The sequence below is a fragment of the Streptomyces sp. NPDC044704 genome, assembly GCF_056433525.1.
This window is the reverse complement of record NZ_JBWKGY010000006.1, coordinates 64004-83973: the sequence shown is the minus strand read 5'-3', so window position 1 is coordinate 83973 and position 19970 is coordinate 64004. Positions and strand designations below refer to the sequence as shown.

21 protein-coding genes and 1 riboswitch are annotated in these 19970 nt (G+C 73.2%); of the genes, 8 read left to right on the top strand and 13 right to left on the bottom strand.

Annotation, left to right across the window (positions count from 1 at the left end):
• Positions 1-5: 5 nt before the first annotated feature.
• Positions 6-1886 carry an anthranilate synthase family protein gene (locus AC07B0_RS17155; RefSeq protein ID WP_469379986.1) on the bottom strand — a complete coding sequence of 627 codons (1881 nt, stop codon included), beginning with the start codon at positions 1884-1886 and terminating at the stop codon, positions 6-8.
• Positions 1887-2166: 280 nt separating this feature from the next.
• Here AC07B0_RS17155 and AC07B0_RS17150 point away from each other — a divergent pair, with 280 nt between their 5' ends.
• A complete protein-coding gene (locus AC07B0_RS17150) occupies positions 2167-3522 on the top strand; it encodes a class II 3-deoxy-7-phosphoheptulonate synthase (RefSeq protein WP_356878771.1) in 1356 nt (451 codons plus the stop codon).
• A 158-nt stretch (positions 3523-3680) separates the two neighbouring features.
• The gene (locus AC07B0_RS17145) at positions 3681-3941 is read left to right on the top strand and encodes a (2Fe-2S)-binding protein (RefSeq protein WP_356878773.1); all 261 of its coding nucleotides are present in this window, start codon (positions 3681-3683) and stop codon (positions 3939-3941) included.
• Between the two features lie 44 nt (positions 3942-3985).
• Here AC07B0_RS17145 and bfr read toward each other — a convergent pair whose 3' ends face one another.
• A complete protein-coding gene (bfr, locus tag AC07B0_RS17140) occupies positions 3986-4465 on the bottom strand; it encodes a bacterioferritin (protein WP_328925263.1) in 480 nt (159 codons plus the stop codon).
• 173 nt (positions 4466-4638) lie between these two features.
• Here bfr and AC07B0_RS17135 point away from each other — a divergent pair, with 173 nt between their 5' ends.
• Entirely contained in the window at positions 4639-5271 is a 633-nt protein-coding gene (locus tag AC07B0_RS17135) for a sulfite oxidase-like oxidoreductase (RefSeq protein ID WP_356878775.1), read from the top strand.
• Between the two features lie 16 nt (positions 5272-5287).
• Here the strand turns inward: AC07B0_RS17135 and AC07B0_RS17130 are convergent, their stop codons facing one another.
• From AC07B0_RS17130 to thiO, 6 genes are all read right to left on the bottom strand, one after another.
• A complete protein-coding gene (locus tag AC07B0_RS17130; RefSeq protein ID WP_478898526.1) occupies positions 5288-5818 on the bottom strand; it encodes a DUF4396 domain-containing protein in 531 nt (176 codons plus the stop codon).
• 95 nt (positions 5819-5913) lie between these two features.
• On the bottom strand, positions 5914-6822 hold the full coding sequence (locus AC07B0_RS17125) for a deoxyribonuclease IV (protein WP_478898525.1): 909 nt from the start codon (positions 6820-6822) through the stop codon (positions 5914-5916).
• A complete protein-coding gene (gene pknB, locus AC07B0_RS17120; RefSeq protein WP_478865528.1) occupies positions 6819-8720 on the bottom strand; it encodes a Stk1 family PASTA domain-containing Ser/Thr kinase in 1902 nt (633 codons plus the stop codon). The genes AC07B0_RS17125 and pknB overlap by 4 nt, the downstream gene beginning before the upstream one ends.
• A 123-nt stretch (positions 8721-8843) precedes the next feature.
• Positions 8844-9650 carry a thiazole synthase gene (locus tag AC07B0_RS17115; protein WP_356878783.1) on the bottom strand — a complete coding sequence of 269 codons (807 nt, stop codon included), beginning with the start codon at positions 9648-9650 and terminating at the stop codon, positions 8844-8846.
• Positions 9651-9655: 5 nt separating this feature from the next.
• Entirely contained in the window at positions 9656-9856 is a 201-nt protein-coding gene (gene thiS, locus AC07B0_RS17110; RefSeq protein WP_356878785.1) for a sulfur carrier protein ThiS, read from the bottom strand.
• Entirely contained in the window at positions 9853-11022 is a 1170-nt protein-coding gene (gene thiO / locus AC07B0_RS17105; RefSeq protein WP_467291077.1) for a glycine oxidase ThiO, read from the bottom strand. Before thiO ends, thiS begins: the two co-directional genes overlap by 4 nt.
• A riboswitch (TPP riboswitch) is annotated at positions 11020-11132 on the bottom strand. It overlaps the preceding gene by 3 nt.
• A gap of 101 nt (positions 11133-11233) precedes the next feature.
• Here thiO and AC07B0_RS17100 point away from each other — a divergent pair.
• From AC07B0_RS17100 to AC07B0_RS17080, 5 genes are all read left to right on the top strand, one after another.
• Positions 11234-12454, top strand: a complete 1221-nt coding sequence (locus AC07B0_RS17100; protein ID WP_478898524.1) for an NAD(P)/FAD-dependent oxidoreductase — start codon at positions 11234-11236, stop codon at positions 12452-12454.
• An 83-nt stretch (positions 12455-12537) separates the two neighbouring features.
• Complete coding sequence (locus AC07B0_RS17095; RefSeq protein ID WP_356878789.1) at positions 12538-12903, top strand: Rv2175c family DNA-binding protein; 366 nt, start codon at positions 12538-12540, stop codon at positions 12901-12903.
• A 76-nt stretch (positions 12904-12979) separates the two neighbouring features.
• Positions 12980-13630 carry a thiamine phosphate synthase gene (gene thiE / locus AC07B0_RS17090; RefSeq protein WP_356878791.1) on the top strand — a complete coding sequence of 217 codons (651 nt, stop codon included), beginning with the start codon at positions 12980-12982 and terminating at the stop codon, positions 13628-13630.
• Positions 13631-13716: 86 nt separating this feature from the next.
• Positions 13717-14631 carry a methylenetetrahydrofolate reductase [NAD(P)H] gene (gene metF, locus AC07B0_RS17085; protein WP_356878793.1) on the top strand — a complete coding sequence of 305 codons (915 nt, stop codon included), beginning with the start codon at positions 13717-13719 and terminating at the stop codon, positions 14629-14631.
• Positions 14632-14680: 49 nt separating this feature from the next.
• Positions 14681-15577, top strand: coding sequence for a hypothetical protein (locus AC07B0_RS17080; RefSeq protein WP_469380000.1), 897 nt, complete (start codon positions 14681-14683; stop codon positions 15575-15577).
• 16 nt (positions 15578-15593) lie between these two features.
• Here the strand turns inward: AC07B0_RS17080 and AC07B0_RS17075 are convergent, their stop codons facing one another.
• The 5 genes from AC07B0_RS17075 to AC07B0_RS17055 all read right to left on the bottom strand — a co-directional run bounded on the left by AC07B0_RS17075 (position 15594) and on the right by AC07B0_RS17055 (position 19831).
• Positions 15594-17051, bottom strand: a complete 1458-nt coding sequence (locus AC07B0_RS17075) for a phytoene desaturase family protein (RefSeq protein ID WP_469380002.1) — start codon at positions 17049-17051, stop codon at positions 15594-15596.
• 10 nt (positions 17052-17061) lie between these two features.
• Positions 17062-17709, bottom strand: coding sequence for a DUF4126 domain-containing protein (locus AC07B0_RS17070; protein ID WP_356878799.1), 648 nt, complete (start codon positions 17707-17709; stop codon positions 17062-17064).
• 112 nt (positions 17710-17821) lie between these two features.
• On the bottom strand, positions 17822-18223 hold the full coding sequence (locus AC07B0_RS17065) for a DUF3040 domain-containing protein (RefSeq protein ID WP_356878801.1): 402 nt from the start codon (positions 18221-18223) through the stop codon (positions 17822-17824).
• 281 nt (positions 18224-18504) lie between these two features.
• The gene (locus AC07B0_RS17060) at positions 18505-19263 is read right to left on the bottom strand and encodes a methyltransferase (RefSeq protein WP_467291088.1); all 759 of its coding nucleotides are present in this window, start codon (positions 19261-19263) and stop codon (positions 18505-18507) included.
• A 76-nt stretch (positions 19264-19339) separates the two neighbouring features.
• Positions 19340-19831 carry an SAV_6107 family HEPN domain-containing protein gene (locus AC07B0_RS17055; protein ID WP_469380005.1) on the bottom strand — a complete coding sequence of 164 codons (492 nt, stop codon included), beginning with the start codon at positions 19829-19831 and terminating at the stop codon, positions 19340-19342.
• Positions 19832-19970 lie beyond the last annotated feature (139 nt).

Sequence of the window (19970 nt, the reverse complement as noted above, 5' to 3'; positions counted from 1 at the left end):
GGAGCTCAGACGGGGGCCGTGACCCCGCTCAGGAGATCGCGCACCAGGTCCACCCCGCGCAGGGTCAGCACCGACTCGGGGTGGAACTGCACCCCCGCCACGCCCGCGGCCGGCGCCCGCAGGGCGTGGACCTCGCCCGTCGCCGGATCCCGGGCGACCTCCACCCCCGCGCCGGACAGGCGCGCGGCCAGGGCGTCGGAGCAGTGCGCGGTGTACGTGTTGTAGAACCCGACCACTTCCGGGACCCCGAACAGGTCGATCCGCGTCTGCGCCCCCTGCGCCGGCCGCGCCTTGCGGATCAGCGGCAGGCCCAGCTCGGCCGCCAGCAGTTCGTGGCCCAGGCAGACGCCCAGGACGCCGCCGCGGTGCGTGGCCAGCAGCTCCGCGGCCAGGGCGCGCAGCGTCCGCATCTTCGGGTCGCCGGACTCCGCCGGGTCACCCGGGCCCGGGCCGAGGACGACGGGGCCCTCCCAGGCGGCCGCGGCGGCCCGCAGCCCCGGGTCGTCGTAGCGGCGTACGGTCACCTCCAGGCCGGTCACCCGCAGCACGTGGGCCAGCATCGCCGTGAAGGTGTCCTCCCCGTCCACCACCAGGGCGTGCCCGGCCGCCCGCGCCGGGCGCTCCTGCATGCGCAGCCAGAACGGGGCCAGGTCCCGGCGCCGGGCCTCCAGCGCCTCCCGGACCCGGGGATCGTCCGCCAGCCGGGCCCCCGCGCCGGCCCGCCGGGGCGCGGCCTCCCGTACGCCCAGCGCGGCCAGCACCCCGGCGGCCTTGGCGTGCGTCTCGGCCACCTCGCCGGCCGGGTCGGAGTCGCGGACCAGGGTGGCGCCGACCGCCACGCGCAGGGCGCCGTCCGGGGCGATGTCGGCGGTGCGGATCAGGATCGGGGAGTCCAGCGTCTGCGCCCCGGCCGCGTCGGTGCCGAGGAGCGCCAGCGCGCCCGCGTAGTAGCCGCGGCCGCCGCTCTCGTACCGCTCGATGACCCGGCAGGCGTTCTGCACGGGCGAGCCCGTCACCGTCGCCGCGAACATGGTCTCCCGCAGCACCTCGCGGACGTCCAGCGAGGACCGTCCGCGCAGCTCGTACTCGGTGTGCGCGAGGTGGGACATCTCCTTCAGCCGGGGGCCGACGACGACCCCGCCCATGTCGCCGACGGTGCACATCATCTTGAGCTCCTCGTCGACGACCATCGACAGCTCCTCGGTCTCCTTGCGGTCCCCGAGGAAGGCCAGGAGCGATGCGGCGGTCGGGCCCCCGGCGGGATAGCGGTACGTGCCGCTGATCGGGTTCATCACGACGGTGCCGCCGGACATCCGCACGTGTACCTCGGGACTGGCCCCGACCAGGGTGCGGTCCCCGGTGTGGACCACGTACGTCCAGTACGCGCCCCGCTCGCCCTCCAGCAGCCGCCGGAACAGGGCCAGCGCGTCGGCCCGGCCGAAACCGTCGATCCGGCCCCCGTAGGTGCGCCGGATCACGAAGTTCGCGCCCTCGCCGCGGCCGATCTCGTCGCGGATGACCCGCCCGACGGTGGCCGCGTACTCCTCGTCGGAGACGTCGAAGCCGCCCCCGTCCACCCGCACCCGGTGCGCGGGCAGCGCGGCCAGGGCCTCGGCGAGGGGGACCTCGTACGCCTCCTCGGCGGCCAGCACGCTCAGCGGCGTGCCGTCGTCGCGCACGTCGAAGCCGCGCTCGCGGATCTGCCGGAACGGCACGAGGGCGAGGGTGGGCAGCGGGCCGACGGGCAGGTCGGCGAGGCGCTCGGCCTCGTGGACCGGGCCGACGAGCACCTCGACGGTGTCGTGGTCGCGGCCCGGCGTCCGCCGGCGCAGCAGGGCGAACGGCGGGGCGCTGTCGTCGAGCAGTCGGCTGAATGCCGTGGTCATGGTGGGGCGTCCTTCCGGAGGGAGGGGCGGCCCGGCCGTGGCGGTGGCTGTGGCACCACATGCGGAAGGCCGCCCCTCGGGGCGGCCTTCGCGTCACTCGTCACATGTCAGTGGGTACGCGCGAGGTGTGGGCCGCCGGAAGCGGGCCACCACCAGTTCTTGTCGAAGTGCGCGTACATGCCGCCGACCCTAGCGCACGGCCGGAACATTCCGGGAGACACCTGTCTCACGTATTGGGCACCGGGCTGGACGGGACGTACGACGCCGTAATGTGTACGAGGTGACCGTGAACGCTGAAACCCAAGCCCCCGCCGCCAAGGCGACCTGGCGAGACCTTCCCGCGGCGCAGCAGCCTTCGTACCCCGATGCCGAGGCACTGCGCGCTGTCGTCGCGGACCTCGAGTCGTATCCTCCGCTCGTCTTCGCGGGCGAGTGCGACCAGCTGCGCGCCCGTCTGGGAGCCGTCGCCAAGGGCGAGGCGTTCCTCCTCCAGGGCGGCGACTGCGCCGAGGCCTTCGACGGCGTCTCCGCCGACCACATCCGAGCCAAGCTGAAGACGCTGCTCCAGATGAGTGCCGTCCTGACGTACGCGGCCTCCGTGCCGGTCGTCAAGGTCGGCCGCATCGCCGGCCAGTACTCCAAGCCGCGCTCCAAGGACACCGAGACCCGCGACGGCGTCACCCTGCCGACCTACCGCGGCGACTCCGTCAACGGCTTCGCCTTCACCGAAGAGGCCCGCATCCCGGACCCCGAGCGCCTGAAGCGGATGTACAACGCGTCCGCCTCCACGCTCAACCTGGTGCGCGCCTTCACCACCGGTGGCTACGCCGACCTGCGCCAGGTGCACGCCTGGAACCAGGACTTCGTGAAGTCCTCCCCGTCCGGGCAGCGCTACGAGCAGCTCGCGCGGGAGATCGACAACGCGCTGAACTTCATGAAGGCCTGCGGCACCGACCCGGCCGAGTTCAAGGCCGTCGAGTTCTACGCCTCGCACGAGGCGCTGCTCCTCGACTACGAGGGCGCGCTGACCCGCACGGACTCGCGCACCGGCAAGCTGTACGACACCTCCGGCCACATGGTCTGGATCGGTGAGCGCACGCGCCAGCTGGACCACGCGCACATCGAGTTCTGCTCGCAGATCGCGAACCCGATCGGCATCAAGCTCGGCCCGACGACCACCGTCGACGAGGCCCTGACGTACATCGACCGCCTCGACCCCGAGCGCGAGCCGGGCCGGCTGACCTTCGTCGTCCGCATGGGCGCCGACAAGGTCCGCGACAAGCTCCCCGAGCTGGTCGAGAAGGTCACCGCCTCCGGCGCGACCGTGGCCTGGGTGACCGACCCGATGCACGGCAACACCTTCGAGGCGGCCTCCGGCCACAAGACGCGCCGTTTCGACGACGTGCTCGACGAGGTCAAGGGCTTCTTCGAGGTCCACAAGGCGCTGGGCACCCACCCGGGCGGCATCCACGTCGAGCTCACCGGTGACGACGTCACCGAGTGCGTGGGCGGCGGCGACGAGATCTTCGTCGACGACCTGCACCAGCGCTACGAGACGGCCTGTGACCCGCGGCTCAACCGCAGCCAGTCCCTGGACCTGGCGTTCCTGGTCGCCGAGATGTACCGCGACCAGTAGGGATCACTCAGTACCTTCGTACGACGATGGGGCGCGGATCGATGTGATCCGCGCCCCATCGTCATATCGGGGGCTTTTAGGGTTGCCTAACTTTGGGTACGGTTAGGTAAGCCTCACCAACCAGGGGATGGCCCGCCGAACCGTTCCTCGCCAGGGAGGTGAACCGCGTGTACGTCTGCTCTTGTTTCGGGATCACCGACAAGCAGGTCAAGGACCACGCGGCGGCCGGGGCCTGTACCCCCCGCCAGATCGCCTCCGCCACCAAGGCCGGCACCGACTGCGGTTCCTGCGTGCGCACCATCCAGGGCATCCTGGGCCGCGGGGCGTGCCCGCGCCGGGAGCTGCTGGACCAGGGCAGGACGGCCGCGGTCCTCTCGGCCGAGGCCGACGCCGAGCCCGCGCTGGCCGAAGCGGCCTAGTCCCCGGCCCTCCCGGGTCGCGCCTGCCGGATCCGGTCCGCCTTCTAGCTTTCCGGCTGCTCGATGAGCTGCGCGATGTAGAGCGGCTCGCCGATGCTCTCGATCAGCTCCAGCTGGGTGTCGAGGTAGTCGATGTGGTGCTCCTCGTCCTCCAGGATCTCCTCGAAGAGCCGGGCCGAGGTGATGTCGCCCTTGCCGCGCATGACCTCGATGCCGCGCTTGAGGCGGTCGATCGCCTCGACCTCGACCTGCCGGTCCGCCTGGAACATCTCCGTGAGGGTCTGGCCGACGCGCACGTGGAAGAGGCGCTGGTAGTTCGGCAGGCCGTCGAGCATCAGGATGCGCTCGGTGATCTTGTCCGCGTGCTTCATCTCGTCGATGGATTCTTCACGCGTGTACTTGGCGAGCTTGGTCCAGCCCTTGTTGTCCTGGATGCGGTAGTGCAGCCAGTACTGGTTGATGGCCGTCAGCTCGCCGGTCAGCTGCTCGTTCAGAAACTCAAGGACCTCGGGGTCGCCCTGCATCGCAGAGGCTCCTTCCAGGCAATGTCAGCTATGTGACGGGGCAGTTGCGCGCATCCTTGCACCGCCGCCGGAGGCCGTCCAGTAAGTGCCTCCTTAGTGGGAGTTGCCAGGACTTGCCCGACTAGGTCCAGACCTGGTCATGACCACCCTGCCCAGTCTGTCACCATGGAGACATGGGTCAGCCGGAAAACCGGGAATCTCCGGGAGCAGAGCAGTTCGAGCTCCCACCGGGGCAGCGGTTGCAGCGGGGCTGGCCCGTCACCCACTACGGTCCTGTACCGAAGTTCAAGCCGGACCGGTGGGAGTTCCGGGTCTTCGGTGCGACCGCCGACGGCGAGAAGCACTGCTGGAACCACGAGGAATTCGCGGCCCTGCCCTTCGAGTCGGTCGTCGCGGACCTCCACTGCGTCACCAAGTTCAGCATGCTGGGCGCCGAATGGGGCGGCGTGCTCGCCCGTACCCTCCTGACGCTCGCGCCCCCGGCGCCGCAGGTCACGCACGTGATGGTGTGGGCCGAGTACGGCTTCAGCTCCAACATGAGACTCGACGACTTCGCCGCCGAACGGACCGTGTTCGCCACCCATATGGGCGGCGAACTGCTGACTGCCGAGCACGGGTTCCCGCTGCGCCTCGTGGTCCCGCACCTGTACGCGTGGAAGGGCCCCAAGTGGGTCCGCGGCATCGAGTACATGACCGCCGACCGTCGCGGCTTCTGGGAGGAGCGCGGCTACCACAACATCGGCGACCCCTGGCGCGAGCAGCGCTACTCGTACCAGGAGGAGCCGGGGGACGGCCCCGAGCTGTAGGCCGGCGCCGGCCGGTTCAGTGGTGGTAGCGGTGGACGACCGCGTGCCCCTTGCCGCGGCCGATCATCCACTTGTTCACCGGGACCGTGATCACGAAGGCGGCCGCCAGCGCGATCGCCAGGACGATCCAGAACAGCGGGTCCGCCAGGTGCGCGTCCATCGCGCCCGGCCACAGGGCGATCACCCCGTTGTCGATCAGTTCCATGACGGCGATCGAAAGGGTGTCCGCGGCCAGCGCCACCCGGACGGCCGAACGCAGGCCCACTCCGGCGGCGAGGATCCCGCGCAGGGTCAGCGCGTAGCCGAAGACGAACGCGAGCACGATCGCGAGGACCATCGTCGGGACGTTCCCCCAGCCCAGCGCGGTTCCGATGACCATGCCGAGGACCTCGCCGATGGCGCACCCGGTGAGGCAGTGCAGGGTGGCCCGGGCCGCTTCGGCCCAGCCGGCCGTGCCGCCGGCGGGTGCGTGGCCGTGCTCGTGGCCGTGGGCCCGTTCGTCGTCGTGCTCGTGCTCGTGACCGTGGTGCGCGTGTGCGTGCTCCATGACAAAGCCCCTCGCGTGGGAAACGCCGGGTAGCGGTCCTGTCTCCGTGACAGAACCGTATACCCCCCTGGGGTATTCCTCAAGGAGCTCGTGGATCAGTGCGGGCCGTCGCGCAGCTCCTTCAGCAGCGCCACGTCCGCCGCGTGGCCCTCCTTGCCGCCGGGCGTCTCGATGATCAGCGGCACACCGGCCGTCTCGGGGTGCGAGAACAGCTCGCCGAAGGCCTCCCGGCCGATGTGGCCCTGGCCGATGTTGGCGTGCCGGTCCTTGTGGGCGCCGACGCCCTCCTTGGAGTCGTTGGCGTGGATCAGCTTCAGCCGCCCCGGGCCCACCGCGTCGACCAGCAGGTCGAGCGTCTGCTTGGTGCCGCCGGGCTCCGCGAGGTCGTGGCCTGCCGCGAAGATGTGGCAGGTGTCCAGGCAGATGCCGAGCTTCGGGTGGTGGTCGAGCGCCTCGAAGTACGGTCCGAAGTCCCAGGTGCGCGAGCACAGCGAGGAGCCCTGCCCGGCCGTGGACTCCAGCAGCAGGAAGGGGTCGTCGTCATGGGTCAGCTCGTCCAGCAGCGGCAGCATGTACTCCCTGACCTGCGCGTACGCCGCCTCGCGCGGGCGGCCCCCGGTGGCCGAGCCGGTGTGGACGACCACCCCGAGGGCGCCGATCTCCCGGCCGCGGCGCAGCGAGTGCCGCAGTGACTCCACCGACTTCTCCACGGTCGCCTCGGTGTGCGAGCCGAAGTTGATCAGGTACGGGGCGTGGACGTACGCGGGGACCGACCGCTCGGCGCACTGCGTACGGAACAGCTCGTCCTGCGCCGGGCTGCCGGTCGGCGTGGCCCAGCCGCGCGGATTGGCCACGAAGACCTGGACGGCCTCGGCGCCCATCTCGCGGGCGTACGGCAGACCGACCGAGGCGAGCCCGCCGGCGACGGGCACGTGCCCGCCCACGGGATTGCGCGCCACCGGGCCGTCGGTGTCCGGGCCGTCGGTGTCCGGGCCGGCGGTCACAGTCCCTTCGTCCTCACCGTGATGGTGCTGCCCTCGGGGGCGGCCTGGCCGCCGGCCACCGACTGGCTGTCCACCGTGTTGCCCAGGGGCAGGAACGGGCGGTCCACCTTCACCTTGAAGCCCAGGCCCTCCAGCGTCTTGCGGGCCGTGTCCGCGTCCTGACCGGTCACGTCCGGTACCTGGACCTGCCGGGGGCCCTTGGAGAGGGTCAGGGTGATCGTGTCACCGGCCGCCGCCTGGGTGCCGGAGACGATCGACTGGGCGGCGACCGTACCGGGGGCCGAGGGCGAGTTGACGTCCTCGGCGGCCGTCTTCACCGTGAGGCCCAGGCTCTCCAGCGCGGAGCGGGCCTGGTCGAGGGGCCGGCCGGCGACGTTCGGGACCTGGACGGGCCGTCCCTTGCTGACGACCAGCGCGACCGCCGTGTCGGGCGCCCGCTTCTGGCCGCCCGCCGGGTTCGTGCTGATCACCGAGCCCTGCGCGACGTCCTCGCTGAACGCCTGGGTGACGATTCCGGGCGCCAGGCCCGTCTTCGTCAGTTCGCCCTTGGCCTCCTCCAGCGGGCGGCCCTTCAGGTCGGGCACGCTGACCACCTCGGGGCCGCGCGAGATCGTGAGCGTCACCGCGCCGTTGCCGCGGATGCGCTTGCCGCCCGGCGGATCGGTGTTCATCACCGTCCCGCGGTCGAAGGCGTCGCTGAACTTGCGGTCGATCCCCTTCACGCCGAGACCGGCCGCCGACAGCTGGGACTTCGCCTGCTCCTCCGTCTTGCCGAGCAGGTTGGGGACCTTCGTGAACTGGCCCGAGCTGATGTACCAGACGCCCGTACCGAGGCCCAGGACCAGCAGCACCGCCGCGACGACCAGCAGCGGACCGCGCCGGGGCGCGCGCGGCGCCGCCCGGCGGGACGGCGCGGCGGGCGGCGGCGGGGACTCCAGCCGGGAGGTGAGGTGCACGGGCTGCGCCACGGGGCGGGGGACCACCCCGGTACGGTCCTCCGCCGCGCTGCGCACCTCGGCGCGCGCCTGCGGCGGTACGGCGTCCAGCTCGGCGTCGCTGAGCCCGGCGCGGGCCGCGCGGGCCAGACCGAGCAGCCCGGCGGCGTCCGTGGGGCGCAGCTCGGGGTTGCGGGCGGTGGCCTGCGCGACCAGCTCGTCGAGATCGGCCGGGAGCCCCGGGACGACGACCGAGGGCGGCGGCACGTCCTCGTGGAGGTGCTGGTAGAGCACCTGGGCGGGGCTGGCGCCGTTGTGCGGCTTGCCGCCGGTGAGCATCTCGTAGAGGACGACGCCGCAGGCGTAGACGTCCACGCGGGTGTCGGCGACGCCGTTCTCGATCTGCTCGGGCGCCAGGTAGGAGACGGTGCCGAGGACGGATCCGGTGGTGTTCGTCACGGAGTCCACGGAGCGGACCAGTCCGAAGTCGGCGACCTTCACGCGGCCGTCGTCCCCGATGAGGACGTTCTCGGGCTTCATGTCCCGGTGTACGAAACCGGCCCGGTGGGCGGCGCCGAGGGCGGCGAGGACCGGTTCGAGGATGTCGAGGGCGGCCCTCGGCTGGAGCGCGCCGCGCTCGCGGAGCACGTCGCGCAGGGTGCAGCCGGAGACGTACTCCATGGCGAGGTAGGTGTACGGGCCGTCCGTGCCCTGGTCGAACACCGCGACCACGTTGGGGTGGGCGAGCCGGGCCACGGACTTCGCCTCGCGGATGAAGCGGTCGACGAAGGCGCCGTCGGCGGCGAGCGCCGGGTGCATCACCTTCAGGGCGAGGACGCGGTCGAGGCGGGTGTCGACGGTCCGGTAGACCGTGGCCATGCCGCCGGCCGCGATGCGGGCGTCGATGCGGTAGCGGCCGTCGAGCACGCGCCCGACGAGGGGGTCATCCAGGGTCGTATCCACCCGGCGATTCTACGAGCGCCCGCCGCGGGCCCGACCGGGACGGGGGTGGTTGCAGCGCAGCTGTGACGCACGAGACGTTTTCCGCGCGCCGCCCGCACCGCCCGTCCCCGGCCGGGCCGGGCGTCAGGAGGGGGCCGTGAAGGCCGGGCGTTCCGGGTCGAGGGCGGCCCGGCCTTCGACGGGGGAGGAGGCCTCGGCGAAGCGGCGCTGGGGGATGCGGCCCGCGCGGTGGGCGAGGCGTCCCGCCGAGACGGCGTCCCGCATGGCGGCCGCCATCAGCACCGGCTCCTGGGCCCGGGTCACGGCGGAGGCGAGCATCACTCCCGCGCAGCCCAGCTCCATCGCCAGCGCGGCGTCCGACGCCGTCCCGGCCCCGGCGTCCAGGATGACGGGGACCCCGGCCCGCTCCACGATCAGCTCGAAGTTGTGCGGGTTGCGGATCCCCATGCCCGAACCGATCGGGGACCCGAGCGGCATGATCGCCGCGCAGCCCACGTCCTCCAGCTTCCGGGCCAGCACCGGGTCGTCGTTGGTGTACGGGAGCACGGTGAAGCCCTCGTCCACCAGGACCTCGGCGGCGTCCAGCAGCTCGACGCCGTCGGGCAGCAGGGTCCGCTCGTCCGCGACGACCTCCAGCTTGATCCAGTCCGTGCCCAGGGCCTCCCGCGCCAGCCGGGCCGTGAGCACGGCCTCGCCGGCCGTGAAGCAGCCCGCCGTGTTGGGCAGGACGGCGATGCCCAGCTTCGTCAGCACCGACAGCACCGAACCCTGCACCGTCGGGTCCAGGCGGCGCATCGCCACCGTCGTCAGTTCCGTCCCGGAGGCGACCAGGGAGCGTTCCAGGACGTCCAGGCTCGGGGCCCCGCCCGTGCCCATGATCAGGCGGGAGGAGAAGGTCCGGCCGCCGAGGGCGAAGAGGTCGTCCGCCATCGCCGTCAGCCCCCCTGCACCGCGGTGAGGACCTCGACCCGGTCGCCGTCGTCCACCGGGGTGTGCGGCCAGCGTCCGCGCGGGACGACCGTCTCGTTGAGTGCGGCGGCCACGCCGGAGGGGGCGGCGGTCAGCGTGGCCACCACCACGTCCAGGGTGGTGCCGTCCGCGATCTCGCGGGGTTCGCCGTTGACGGAGATGGTCATGCGTAGGACTCCTGACGCGTGGTGGAGAAGCGGCGGGGGGTGAAGGGGCGGGCGACCTCCGGAACGACTCCGGTCGCCAGCAGCTCCGCCATCACGTCCCCGGTGAGCGGGGTCAGCAGGACCCCGTTGCGGTAGTGGCCGGTGGCCAGGTGCAGGCCAGGCAGGTCGGTCGGGCCGAGCAGCGGCGCGTTGTCCGGGGAGCCGGGGCGCAGCCCCGCCCGGGTCTCGACCAGCGGCAGTTCGGTGATGCCGGGCACCAGCTCGTGGGCGTCGCGCAGCAGCTCGTAGACCCCGCCCGCGGTGACCGTGGTGTCCCAGCCGAGTTCCTCGCTGGTGGCGCCGAGGACGAGCTCCCCGTTCTCGCGCGGGACCAGGTAGACGTGGCTGCCGCGCACCACGGCCCGTACGGTCCGCGACAGGAACGGCGCGTACGCGGCCGGCACCGAAAGCCGCAGCACCTGCCCCTTCACCGGCCGCACCGGCACCGCCACCTCCGGCGGGACCCCGGCCAGCCGGCCGCTCAGCGAGCCCGCAGCCAGCACCACCTGGTCGGCGCGCAGCTCCGTACCGTCGTCGAGGACGGCGCCCGCGGCCCGGTCCCCGGTGGTGACCAGCCGGGCGGCGCGCTCGCGGTGGACGCTCACCCCGGACCGCTCGCAGGCGGCCAGCAGCGCCGCCGCGAGCCGGCGCGGATCCACCTGGTGGTCCCCGTCGACGCGCAGCCCGCCGCGTACCCCGGGCGCCAGCATGGGCTCCAGGCGGCGGCACTCGCGGCCGGTGAGCCACTCGGACTCCAGCCCGCAGCGGCGCTGGAGGGCGTGCAGCTCGCGCAGGTGGAGGCGGTCGTCGGCGTCGAGGGCGACGGCGAGGGTGCCGCAGGCCCGGTAGCCGATGTCCATGCCGCCGGCGGCCGCGGAGAGCTCGGCGGCGAAGTCGGGGTAGCGGGCGGCGGAGGCCACGTTGAGCCCGAGCAGGGTCTCCTCGCCGTAGTGCAGCTCCGTGACGGCGGCCAGCATGCCCGCCGCGACCCGGGCCGCGCCGCCGCCCGGGTCCGGGTCGGCCAGGACGACGCCCAGGCCGCGCCGGGCCGCCCGCCAGGCCGTGACCAGGCCGATGATCCCGCCCCCGATGACGAGGACGTCGGATCCCTTTCGAGATGAGTGCATGGGCGTCCAGCCCCTCCCTTCGCCGGCATGACCCGGATCAGGTTCGTACGGTCGGAGGCCGGCCAGCCTCCCTCTCAGCCCGGTGCGCCCGGACTCCCGCGATAGGTACGGTGGCCAGACTAACCCCGCGTCCGGTGGCGGGTAAGGCTGCCTCCCCCGGCGTCCGCACCCGCTATTCCTGACGGATCGTCAGGGAACTAGGCTGGGCCGCGTGAGCGAGCAGACGCAACAGACGAACCCCGGTGTCGTGATCGTCGGCGCCGGAATGGCCGGGGTGCAGACCGCGGTGGCCCTGCGCGAACAGGGCTTCACCGGCCCCGTGACCCTGCTGGGCGCCGAACCCCACCAGCCCTACGACCGGCCCCCGCTGTCCAAGGCGGTGCTGCTCGGCAAGGCCGAGGACTCCGCGTTCGACGTCGACTTCGAGGGCCTCGGCATCACGCTGCGGCTCGGCACCGAGGTCACCGGGCTCCGGGCCGCCGACCGCGAACTGGACACCGAGGCCGGACCCGTCCCGTACGAGGACCTCGTCCTGGCCACCGGCGCCCGCCCGCTGACCCTGCCCGGCTCCGAGGGCGTCCCCGGCGTGCACCTGCTGCGCACCCTCGACGACGCCGCCCGGCTGCGGCCCGTCCTGGCGGCCGCCCCCGCCACCGTCGTCGTCGGAGCCGGCTGGATCGGAGCCGAGTTCGCCACCGCCGCCCGCGGGGCCGGCTGCGCCGTGACCGTCGTCGAGGCGGCCGACCGGGTCCTGGCGGGCGCCCTCCCCGCGGAGGTCACCGCCCCGATGGCCCGCTGGTACGCCGAGGCCGGCGCCGAACTGCTCACCGGCGCGAAGGTGGCCGGGATCGGGGAGGGCCGGGTCCTGCTGGCGGACGGCCGGGAGCTGGAGGCGGGCGCCGTGGTCGTCGGCATCGGCGCCCGCCCCGCGACGGACTGGCTGGCCGGGACCGGGATCGAGCGCGGCGCCGACGGTTCCGTCACCGCGGACGCGTACCTGCGGACCACCCTGCCCCGGGTGTACGCCGTCGGCGACTGCTCCTCCTTCCCCTCGGCCCGCTACGGGACGCGGCTGCTGGTCCACCACTGGGACAACGCCCTCCAGGGGCCGCGGGCGGTCGCCGCGAACATCCTGGCGGGCGGGCCGGTGAGGGCCTACGACCCCGTCCCGTACTTCTGGTCGGAGCAGTTCGGCCGCTTCGTCCAGTACGCCGGGCACCACGGCGGGGCCGACACCCTGCTGTGGCGCGGCGACCCCGCCGACGCCGCCTGGTCGGTGTGCTGGCTCCGGGACGGGGCCCTCGTCGCCGTCCTGGCGGTCGGCCGCCCGAGGGACATCGCGCAGGGCCGCAAACTGATCGAGTCGGCCACCCCGGTGGACCCGGCCCGCGTCGCGGACCCCGCGACCCCCCTCAAGTCCGCCACGGCCTGATCCCGGGCGGCCGGACCCGGCCCCGACCACGGACGGACGGGGCCAGGTACCGGCGGGCAGTCCGAGATGGCAGGCTTGTGTCCGTGACCGAGATTGACGCAAAGATCGATGCCCTAGTCCCCTCCTGGCTGCACCTCCCCGACATCGCGGAGATGCTCGACGTCGAGGTGACCCGGGTCCGCCAGATGGTCAAGGAAGGGCAGCTGATCGCCGTACGCCGGGGCGAGCGGCGCACCCTGCAGGTTCCGGCCCAGTTCATCGACGGCGACAAGGTCGTCAAGGGCCTCGTGGGCCTGCTGACCGTGCTGCGCGACGACCGCTTCTCCGAGGAGGAGATCCTGGAGTGGCTCTTCACCGAGGATCCGACCCTGCCCGGCACCCCCGTGCAGGCGCTGCGCGAGAATCGCGGCACGGAGGTGAAGCGCCGCGCTCAGGCGCTCGCCCTCTGATGAGCTGATCCACAGGTGTACGGCCCGGCCGGTCCCGCCGGCCGGCCCGTACGCCACCACCACGGGGGGTACTCCCATGCAGCAGCTGTCCGACGCCCGGCTCTACCTGTGCACGGACGCCCGAAAGCGGCAGGGAGACCTCCCCGAGTTCCTGGACGCCGTCCTGGCCGGGGGCGTGGACATCGTCCAGCTCCGGGACAAGGGCATGGAAGCCGGCGAGGAACTGGAACACCTGCGGGTCTTCGCCGAGGCCGCCCGCCGCCACGGCAAGCTCCTCGCCGTCAACGACCGCGCCGACGTCGCGCACGCCATCGGCTCCGACGTCCTGCACCTCGGCCAGGGCGACATCCCCGTCCCGGCCGCCCGCGCCATCCTCGGCGCCGGCGTCCTCATCGGCCGGTCCTGCCACTCGGAGGCCGAGGTGGACGCGGCCGCCGCCGAACCCGGCGTCGACTACTTCTGCACCGGCCCCTGCTGGCCCACCCCCACCAAGCCCGGCCGCCACGCCCCCGGCCTCGGACTCGTCCGCCACGCCGCCTCCCTGCGCCAGGACCGCCCCTGGTTCGCCATCGGGGGCATCGACGCGGCCAACCTGGACGAGGTCCTGGACGCCGGAGCCACCCGCGTCGTCGTCGTCCGGGCCATCACCGAGGCCTCCGACCCCGGCGCCGCCGCTGCCGACCTGGCCAAGCGCGTCCGCGCCCGCGCCGAAGCCGTCACCGGCTGACGCACCGGGCCGCGAGGGTGTCCAAAAACGTGTCCAAAGGGTGGACGCCGCTTCGGTGTCCGCCGAGCCGCGTCTAACCTGCCCGTATGGCCCTTGGTACCGCTTCCACCTGGTCGGACCGTGCACACACGGTCCGCGACCTCCTCGCGTCCGGGCGCTCGTACTCCTTCGAGTTCTGGGCCCCCAAGACGGAGAAGGGCGAGCGCAACCTCTGGAACGCGCTCCGCCGGATCGAGGGCGTCTCCCCGAGCTTCGTCTCGGTGACCTACGGGGCCGGCGGCTCCACCCGCGGCGGCACCGTGCGCGCCACCGAGCAGATCGCCGCCGACACCACCTTGACCCCGGTCGCGCACCTCACCGCCGTCGACCACTCGGTCGCCGAGCTGCGCCACGTCATCGGCCAGTTCGCGGACGCCGGCATCCGCAACATGCTCGCCGTGCGGGGGGACCCGCCGGGTGACCCGATGGGCCCGTGGGTCAAGCACCCCGAGGGCGTGGAGTACGCCGCCGACCTCGTGCGCCTGCTCAAGGAGTCCGGCGACTTCTGCGTCGGCGTCGCCGCCTTCCCTGAGATGCACCCGCGCTCGGAGGACTGGGACACGGACATCCGGCACTTCGTGGACAAGTGCCGCGCGGGCGCGGACTACGCGATCACGCAGATGTTCTTCGATCCGGAGAATTATCTGCGGCTGCGCGACAGCGTCGCGAAGTCGGGCTGCGAGACCCCGATCATCCCCGAGGTCATGCCTGTTGTGAGCATCAAGCAGCTCGACCGGCTGCCGCAACTGAGCACCGCGGTCTTCCCCGCGGCCGTGAAAGAGCGCATGCTCGCGGTCAAGGACGATCCGGCCGCTGTACGCTCCATTGGCATCGAGTTCGCCACGGAGTTCTGCGCGCGGCTGCTGTCCGAGGGCGTACCCGGACTGCACTTCATCACGCTGAACAATTCGACGGCGACCCTCGAGATCTACGAGAACCTGGGCCTGCACCAGCGGGCCTGACCGGCCGTCCCCCTGCCCGTGCGGGCGGCCGTACCGAGAGGGGCCACGCGTGGGAATGACGGTCCTCTACATCGCGTTCGGTGTCGTCGCGTTGTGGCTGCTTGCCGAGGTCCTGATGCAGTACAAGGCCCGGCTGCGCTGGCGCCTGCTCGCCTTCACCGGCTTCGTCGGTGTGGTCGCGGGGGTGGTGCTGCCCTCGGTGCTCGTGATCGCCGCCGGCGCGACCGCCTTCGCCGTCGGCCAGACCCTGGTGACGCTCTCCTTCCGCAAGGGCTTCGTCGCCGGCTGGGCGCTGCGCCGGGGCGGGGAGCCCGTACGGCAGGAGCGGAGCCGTCGCCGCCGCGGCGGCGAACCGCGCCCGGACGCCGGCCTGGAGGTGACGGCCCTGGAGTACGGCTCCGAGGGCCGGGACACGGCCGCCGACGAGGGCCGCGACGCCGGCTCCACGCAGGTCTTCACCCCGGAGCCGGTCCCCGAGGACACCGGCTCGTACGGAATACAGAGCTTCTCCGCCCGGCAGGGCGACGGCCAGGCCCCCTACGCCGCGCCCGAGCAGGACGCCCACCAGTACGCGGCCTACTACGACCAGCAGCAGGGCCAGCCGGGCTACGACTACTCCGGCGGCTACCCGGCCGGCGACCAGCAGGTCTACGCCGCCTACTCGGACCCGTACATCGGCACCGGCGGCGCCGTCGCCCCGCCGCCGCCCTACGACTACTCGGGCTACGCCCAGTACGCCGACCCCGGCCAGCAGTACTCCACGGACACCCCGCCCGGCGGGGTCTGGGTCCCGCAGCAGCGCGCCAACGACGCGCAGCCCCCGTACCAGGACGGCCAGGGCCAGCAGCCCCAGCAGGGATACCCGTACCAGGGCAACCAGGCCAACCAGGGCAACAACCAGGGCAACGGCAACGGCACCGGCGAGTACGAGCAGTACCGCTACTGACGCGGACCGCCGGGGGTCACTGCGAGCCCCGGAACTCCGCCCCCTCCACGATCAGCCCGGCCACCAGGGCCCCGGTCATCCCGGCGTGCGCGAGCCCGCCGCCCGGGTGGGCCCAGCCGCCCGCGAGGTACAGCCCGGGCAGCGCCGCCGTGTTCGCCGGGTACAGCAGCCGGCCGTCGGCCCCGGCGAGGGCGGGCGGGGGCACGGAGCCGTCGAGGGCGCCGGTCGCGGCCTCCACGTCCGCCGGGGTGCGCACCTCATGCCACAGCAGCCTCTCCCGCAGCCCCGGTACCGCCCGCTCGGCGAGTCCGAGCAGCTCCTGCACCCCGGGCACGCCCTCGGGCGCCCTCGGGTCGCAGACGGCGCTCACGGTGACGGCCTCGTGGTCCGCGTCGGGCCGGGTCGCCGGGTCGTCGGGGCGCAGTACGGTGACCGGCCCGGTGCCGGCTCCGGGCCGGTGCGCGGGGTCGCGGTGGACCAGGGTGCGGTGCACGGCGTCGGCCGGGCGGGCCCCGCGCAGGGCGAGCATCAGGGTGACCCGGCTGGGCACCCCCGCCCCGCGGGCCGGAACCCCGCCGGGGGCCGGGGCGAGGATGCCGGGCGGCAGCCGCCTCGGGTCGATGCCGCAGACGACGAGGTCGGCGGCCACCTCGGTGCCGTCGTCGAGGACAAGCCCGGCGGCCCGGCCGTCCCGCCGCAGGACGTCCCGTACGCCGGAGCCGAAGGCGAACTCCACCTTCCGTTCCAGGCAGCGCTCGTGGACGGCGGTGGCCAGGGCGCGCAGGCCGCCCCGGACGTACCAGCTGCCGAAGGTCTGCTCCATGTAGGGCAGCGCCGCGGCCGAGGCGGGAGCGGTGTCCGGATCGATGCCGTACGTACGGACCCGGCCGGTCAGCAGTTCGCCGAGCCCGCCGCCCAGCTCGCGCCCGGCCACCTCGGCCAGGGTCGGCGGGCGGCGGCGCAGCAGCCCGCTCCCGCGCAGCGCGGGGTAGGGGTCGCGGCCCAGTACCTGCCAGTCGGGGCGCAGCGGCTCCTCCAGCAGGGGCCGGCGGGTGGCGTCCCAGGTGTCGCGGGCGCGGCCCAGCACGGCGTTCCAGCGGTAGCCCGCGCCCGGGCCGAAGGCCTCGTCGAGGGCGGCGGCGACCCCGCCGCGCGAGTTGCCGGGGAGGGTGACGGTGGTGGCGGCGGGGCCGTCGCCGAGGACGTGCCGGACGGCCGGGTCCAGCTGGACCAGGTCGACGTGGTCCTCCAGGGGCCGCTTGCCGGTCTTGACGAACAGGTCCCGGTAGACGGCGGGCAGGTGGAGCAGTCCGGGGCCGGTGTCGAAGGCGAAGCCGTCGCGCCTGAGGCGGCCGACGGAGCCGCCGTAGTCCGGTCCGCGTTCGTGGACCGTCACCTGGTGTCCCGCCACGGCCAGCCGGGCCGCCGTCGCCATCGCGCCCATGCCGGCGCCGATCACCGCAATTCGTGCCATGGGGCTGAGCCTATCGAGGGAGGTCAGGGGGCCAGTCCGGTGGTGTCCCGGTGGCGGCGCGGACTTCGGCGCCGAGCCGTTTCTCCTCACGGCGCTGGGCGCGTCGGCGCAGGAAGCGCCGGATCCGGGTCCACAGGTAGAACAGCATGGCCAGGCCGGCGAGCAGCAGGACGGCCGCGATGACGGCGGCGGCCTGGGGGTTGAACATGGCGAAGGTGACGATGCCGGCCACGCCGAGGTCCTCGGCGGTGCTCATCACGATGTTGCTGACGGGCTCGGGCGAGGTGTTGATGGCCATCCGGGTGCCGGCCTTGACGAAGTGGCTGGCCAGGGCGGTGGTACCGCCGACCGCGCCGGCGGCGATGTCGGACAGCGAGCCGCTCTGCCCGGCCAGGAGGGCGCCGACCACCGCGCCGGCGAGCGGCCGGATCACGGTGTGGACGGAGTCCCACAGGGAGTCCACGTAGGGGATCTTGTCGGCGACGGCCTCGCACAGGAACAGGACGGCCGCGGCGATCAGGACGTCGGTGCGCTGGAGCGAGGCGGGTACGTCGTCGCTCAGTCCGGTCGCGCCGAAGACGCCGAGCAGGAGGATCACGGCGTACGCGTTGATCCCGCTGGCCCAGCCGCTGGTGAAGACCAGGGGGAGCACACTCACCCGGTCATCATGCCGCAGGGCGGGTGGTCCGGCAGGCGGAACCGGTGGGGTACGGCCGAGGGGACGGCCGCTGTCGGGCGGCCGTCCCCTCGGTCATGAGGTCTTCGTGGGGCTACTGCCCCTGTTCGTCACGGCGGCGCTGCCACCGTTCCTCGATCCGGGTCATCATCGACCGACGCTGTCGGCTGCGGCCGCGGGCCGAGCCGTCTGCACTTCCGGAGACGGGCTGCTCGCCGGGCTTGGGTGCCTTGCGCCAACCGGTGACCACGAGGACCGTACATCCCAGCATGACGAGGAAACCCACCACGCTGATCCAGAGCACGTTCGGCACGATCACACCGGTCATGAGGAGCGCGATACCCACCACAATGCCTGCGACTGCCTGGTAGACCCGTCGCCGGGTGTACGTGCGCAGTCCACTGCCCTCAAGCGCTGTCGCGAACTTGGGGTCTTCGGCGTACAGCGCTCGCTCCATCTGCTCGAGCATTCGCTGCTCGTGCTCCGAGAGCGGCACGGGAGTCCTCCTCATCCGTCGGTCGCGGGGGGTAGCGACCAGGGGTCCCCTTCAGGATAGGCGGGGAATCGCCCCCGTGATACCCGCCCTCTACGCCACATTCTGCAAATCCACCGTGCCAAGGAAGCACTGCGTCAAACGGTACCGTCGCCAGCGCGGTCACTGAGGCGCTTATTCCCCAATGAGCAGTCCGCCATGCCGACCGGTGCTTCCGATCATACGGGGAGCGGCGCCGGATGGGAGGGTGTGCGGGCAGAAGCCCGCCCGCGCATGCCCGCAGATCAGGCGGGCTTCTCGCCCAGGACGTGCAGTTGCGTGGCGACCGCGTGGAAGGCGGGCAGCTCGGCGGCGGCCTCCTCCAGACGCAGCAGTGCCTCCACCGCGCCGGGTTCGGTGTCCACCAGGACCCCGGGAACCAGGTCGGCGAAGATCCGTACGCCGTGCACCGCGCCGACCGAGAGGCCGGCTCCGCCGACCAGCTCACCGAGCTGTTCGGCGGTGAAGCGGCGCGGCACCGGGTCGCCGGCGCCCCAGCGCCCGGCCGGGTCGGTGAGCGCGGTCCGGGCCTCGGTGAAGTGCCCGGCCAGGGCCCGCGCGAGCACGGCCCCGCCGACGCCGGCGCCGAGGAGGCTGAGGACGCCGCCGGGGCGCAGCGCGGCGACCGCGTTGGCCACGCCCTCGGCCGGGTCGTCCACGTACTCCAGCACGCCGTGGCAGAGGACGACGTCGTACGCGTCCCGCTCGACGACGTCGAGGAGGCCCTGGGCGTCGCCCTGGACCCCGCGCACCAGGTCGGCGACACCGGCCTCGGCGACGCGGCGCTCCAGCCCGAACAGCGCGTTCGGGCTGGGGTCCACCACGGTCACCCGGTGGCCCAGGTGCGCCACCGGCACGGCGAACTTGCCGGTGCCGCCGCCGGTGTCCAGTACGTCCAGCACATCCCGCCCGGTCGCCTTCACCCGGCGGTCGAGGGCCTCCTTGAGGACCTCCCACACCACGGCGGTGCGGAGGGAGGCGCGGGGGCGGGAATTGTCCGACACGGCTGATGACTCCTCGGCGCGTATGGGTGGGGGAGCGGTGCGCACCCCACCCTATTGCCTCGGACAGCCGGGCAGGTCATCCCGCCTCCGGACGCTCCGGCCCCGGTGTCCTCGGCTGCGGCAGGGGCTGCACCACGGGCTGCAGCGCGAGCATCCGCTCGACCAGCCGCAGGAACATGCCCGCCTCCCGCACCAGGTCGTCCGCCTGACGGCCCGTCGCCGCGTCCCGTATCCCCGCCTCGGCCCGCGCCCGGCGCGCCGCGCCCGAGGCGAACAGGGCGCTCCACTCCGTCAGCTCCGGTGCTATCTCCGGCAGTACCTCCCACGCGCTGCGGATCCGGGGCCTGCGCCGCGGGTGCACCGGCTCGGGCCGCCCGCGCGCGGCGAGCACGGCCGCGGCGGCGCGCAGGGCCGCGAGGTGGGCCGTGGCGTACCGCTCGTTGGGCCGGGGCAGCTGGGCCGCCTCGGCCAGGCCGCTGTGGGCCTTGGCGAGCAGGTCCAGGGCGGCCGGTGGTGCGGCCGACCTGCGCGGGACGGGGTGGACAGGGGACGGGGACGGTGTGGCCATGACGAACCTCCTGTCGTTGCGTGGTGCTCGGCGGTGTTGCGGGTACACGGGCGGTGTGCTCGTGCGTCTCCATCGTGACGGGCGCCACTGACAATCGTCTTGACCTGCTCTTTTCCCCACAAAGCCCCCCTCATGTACG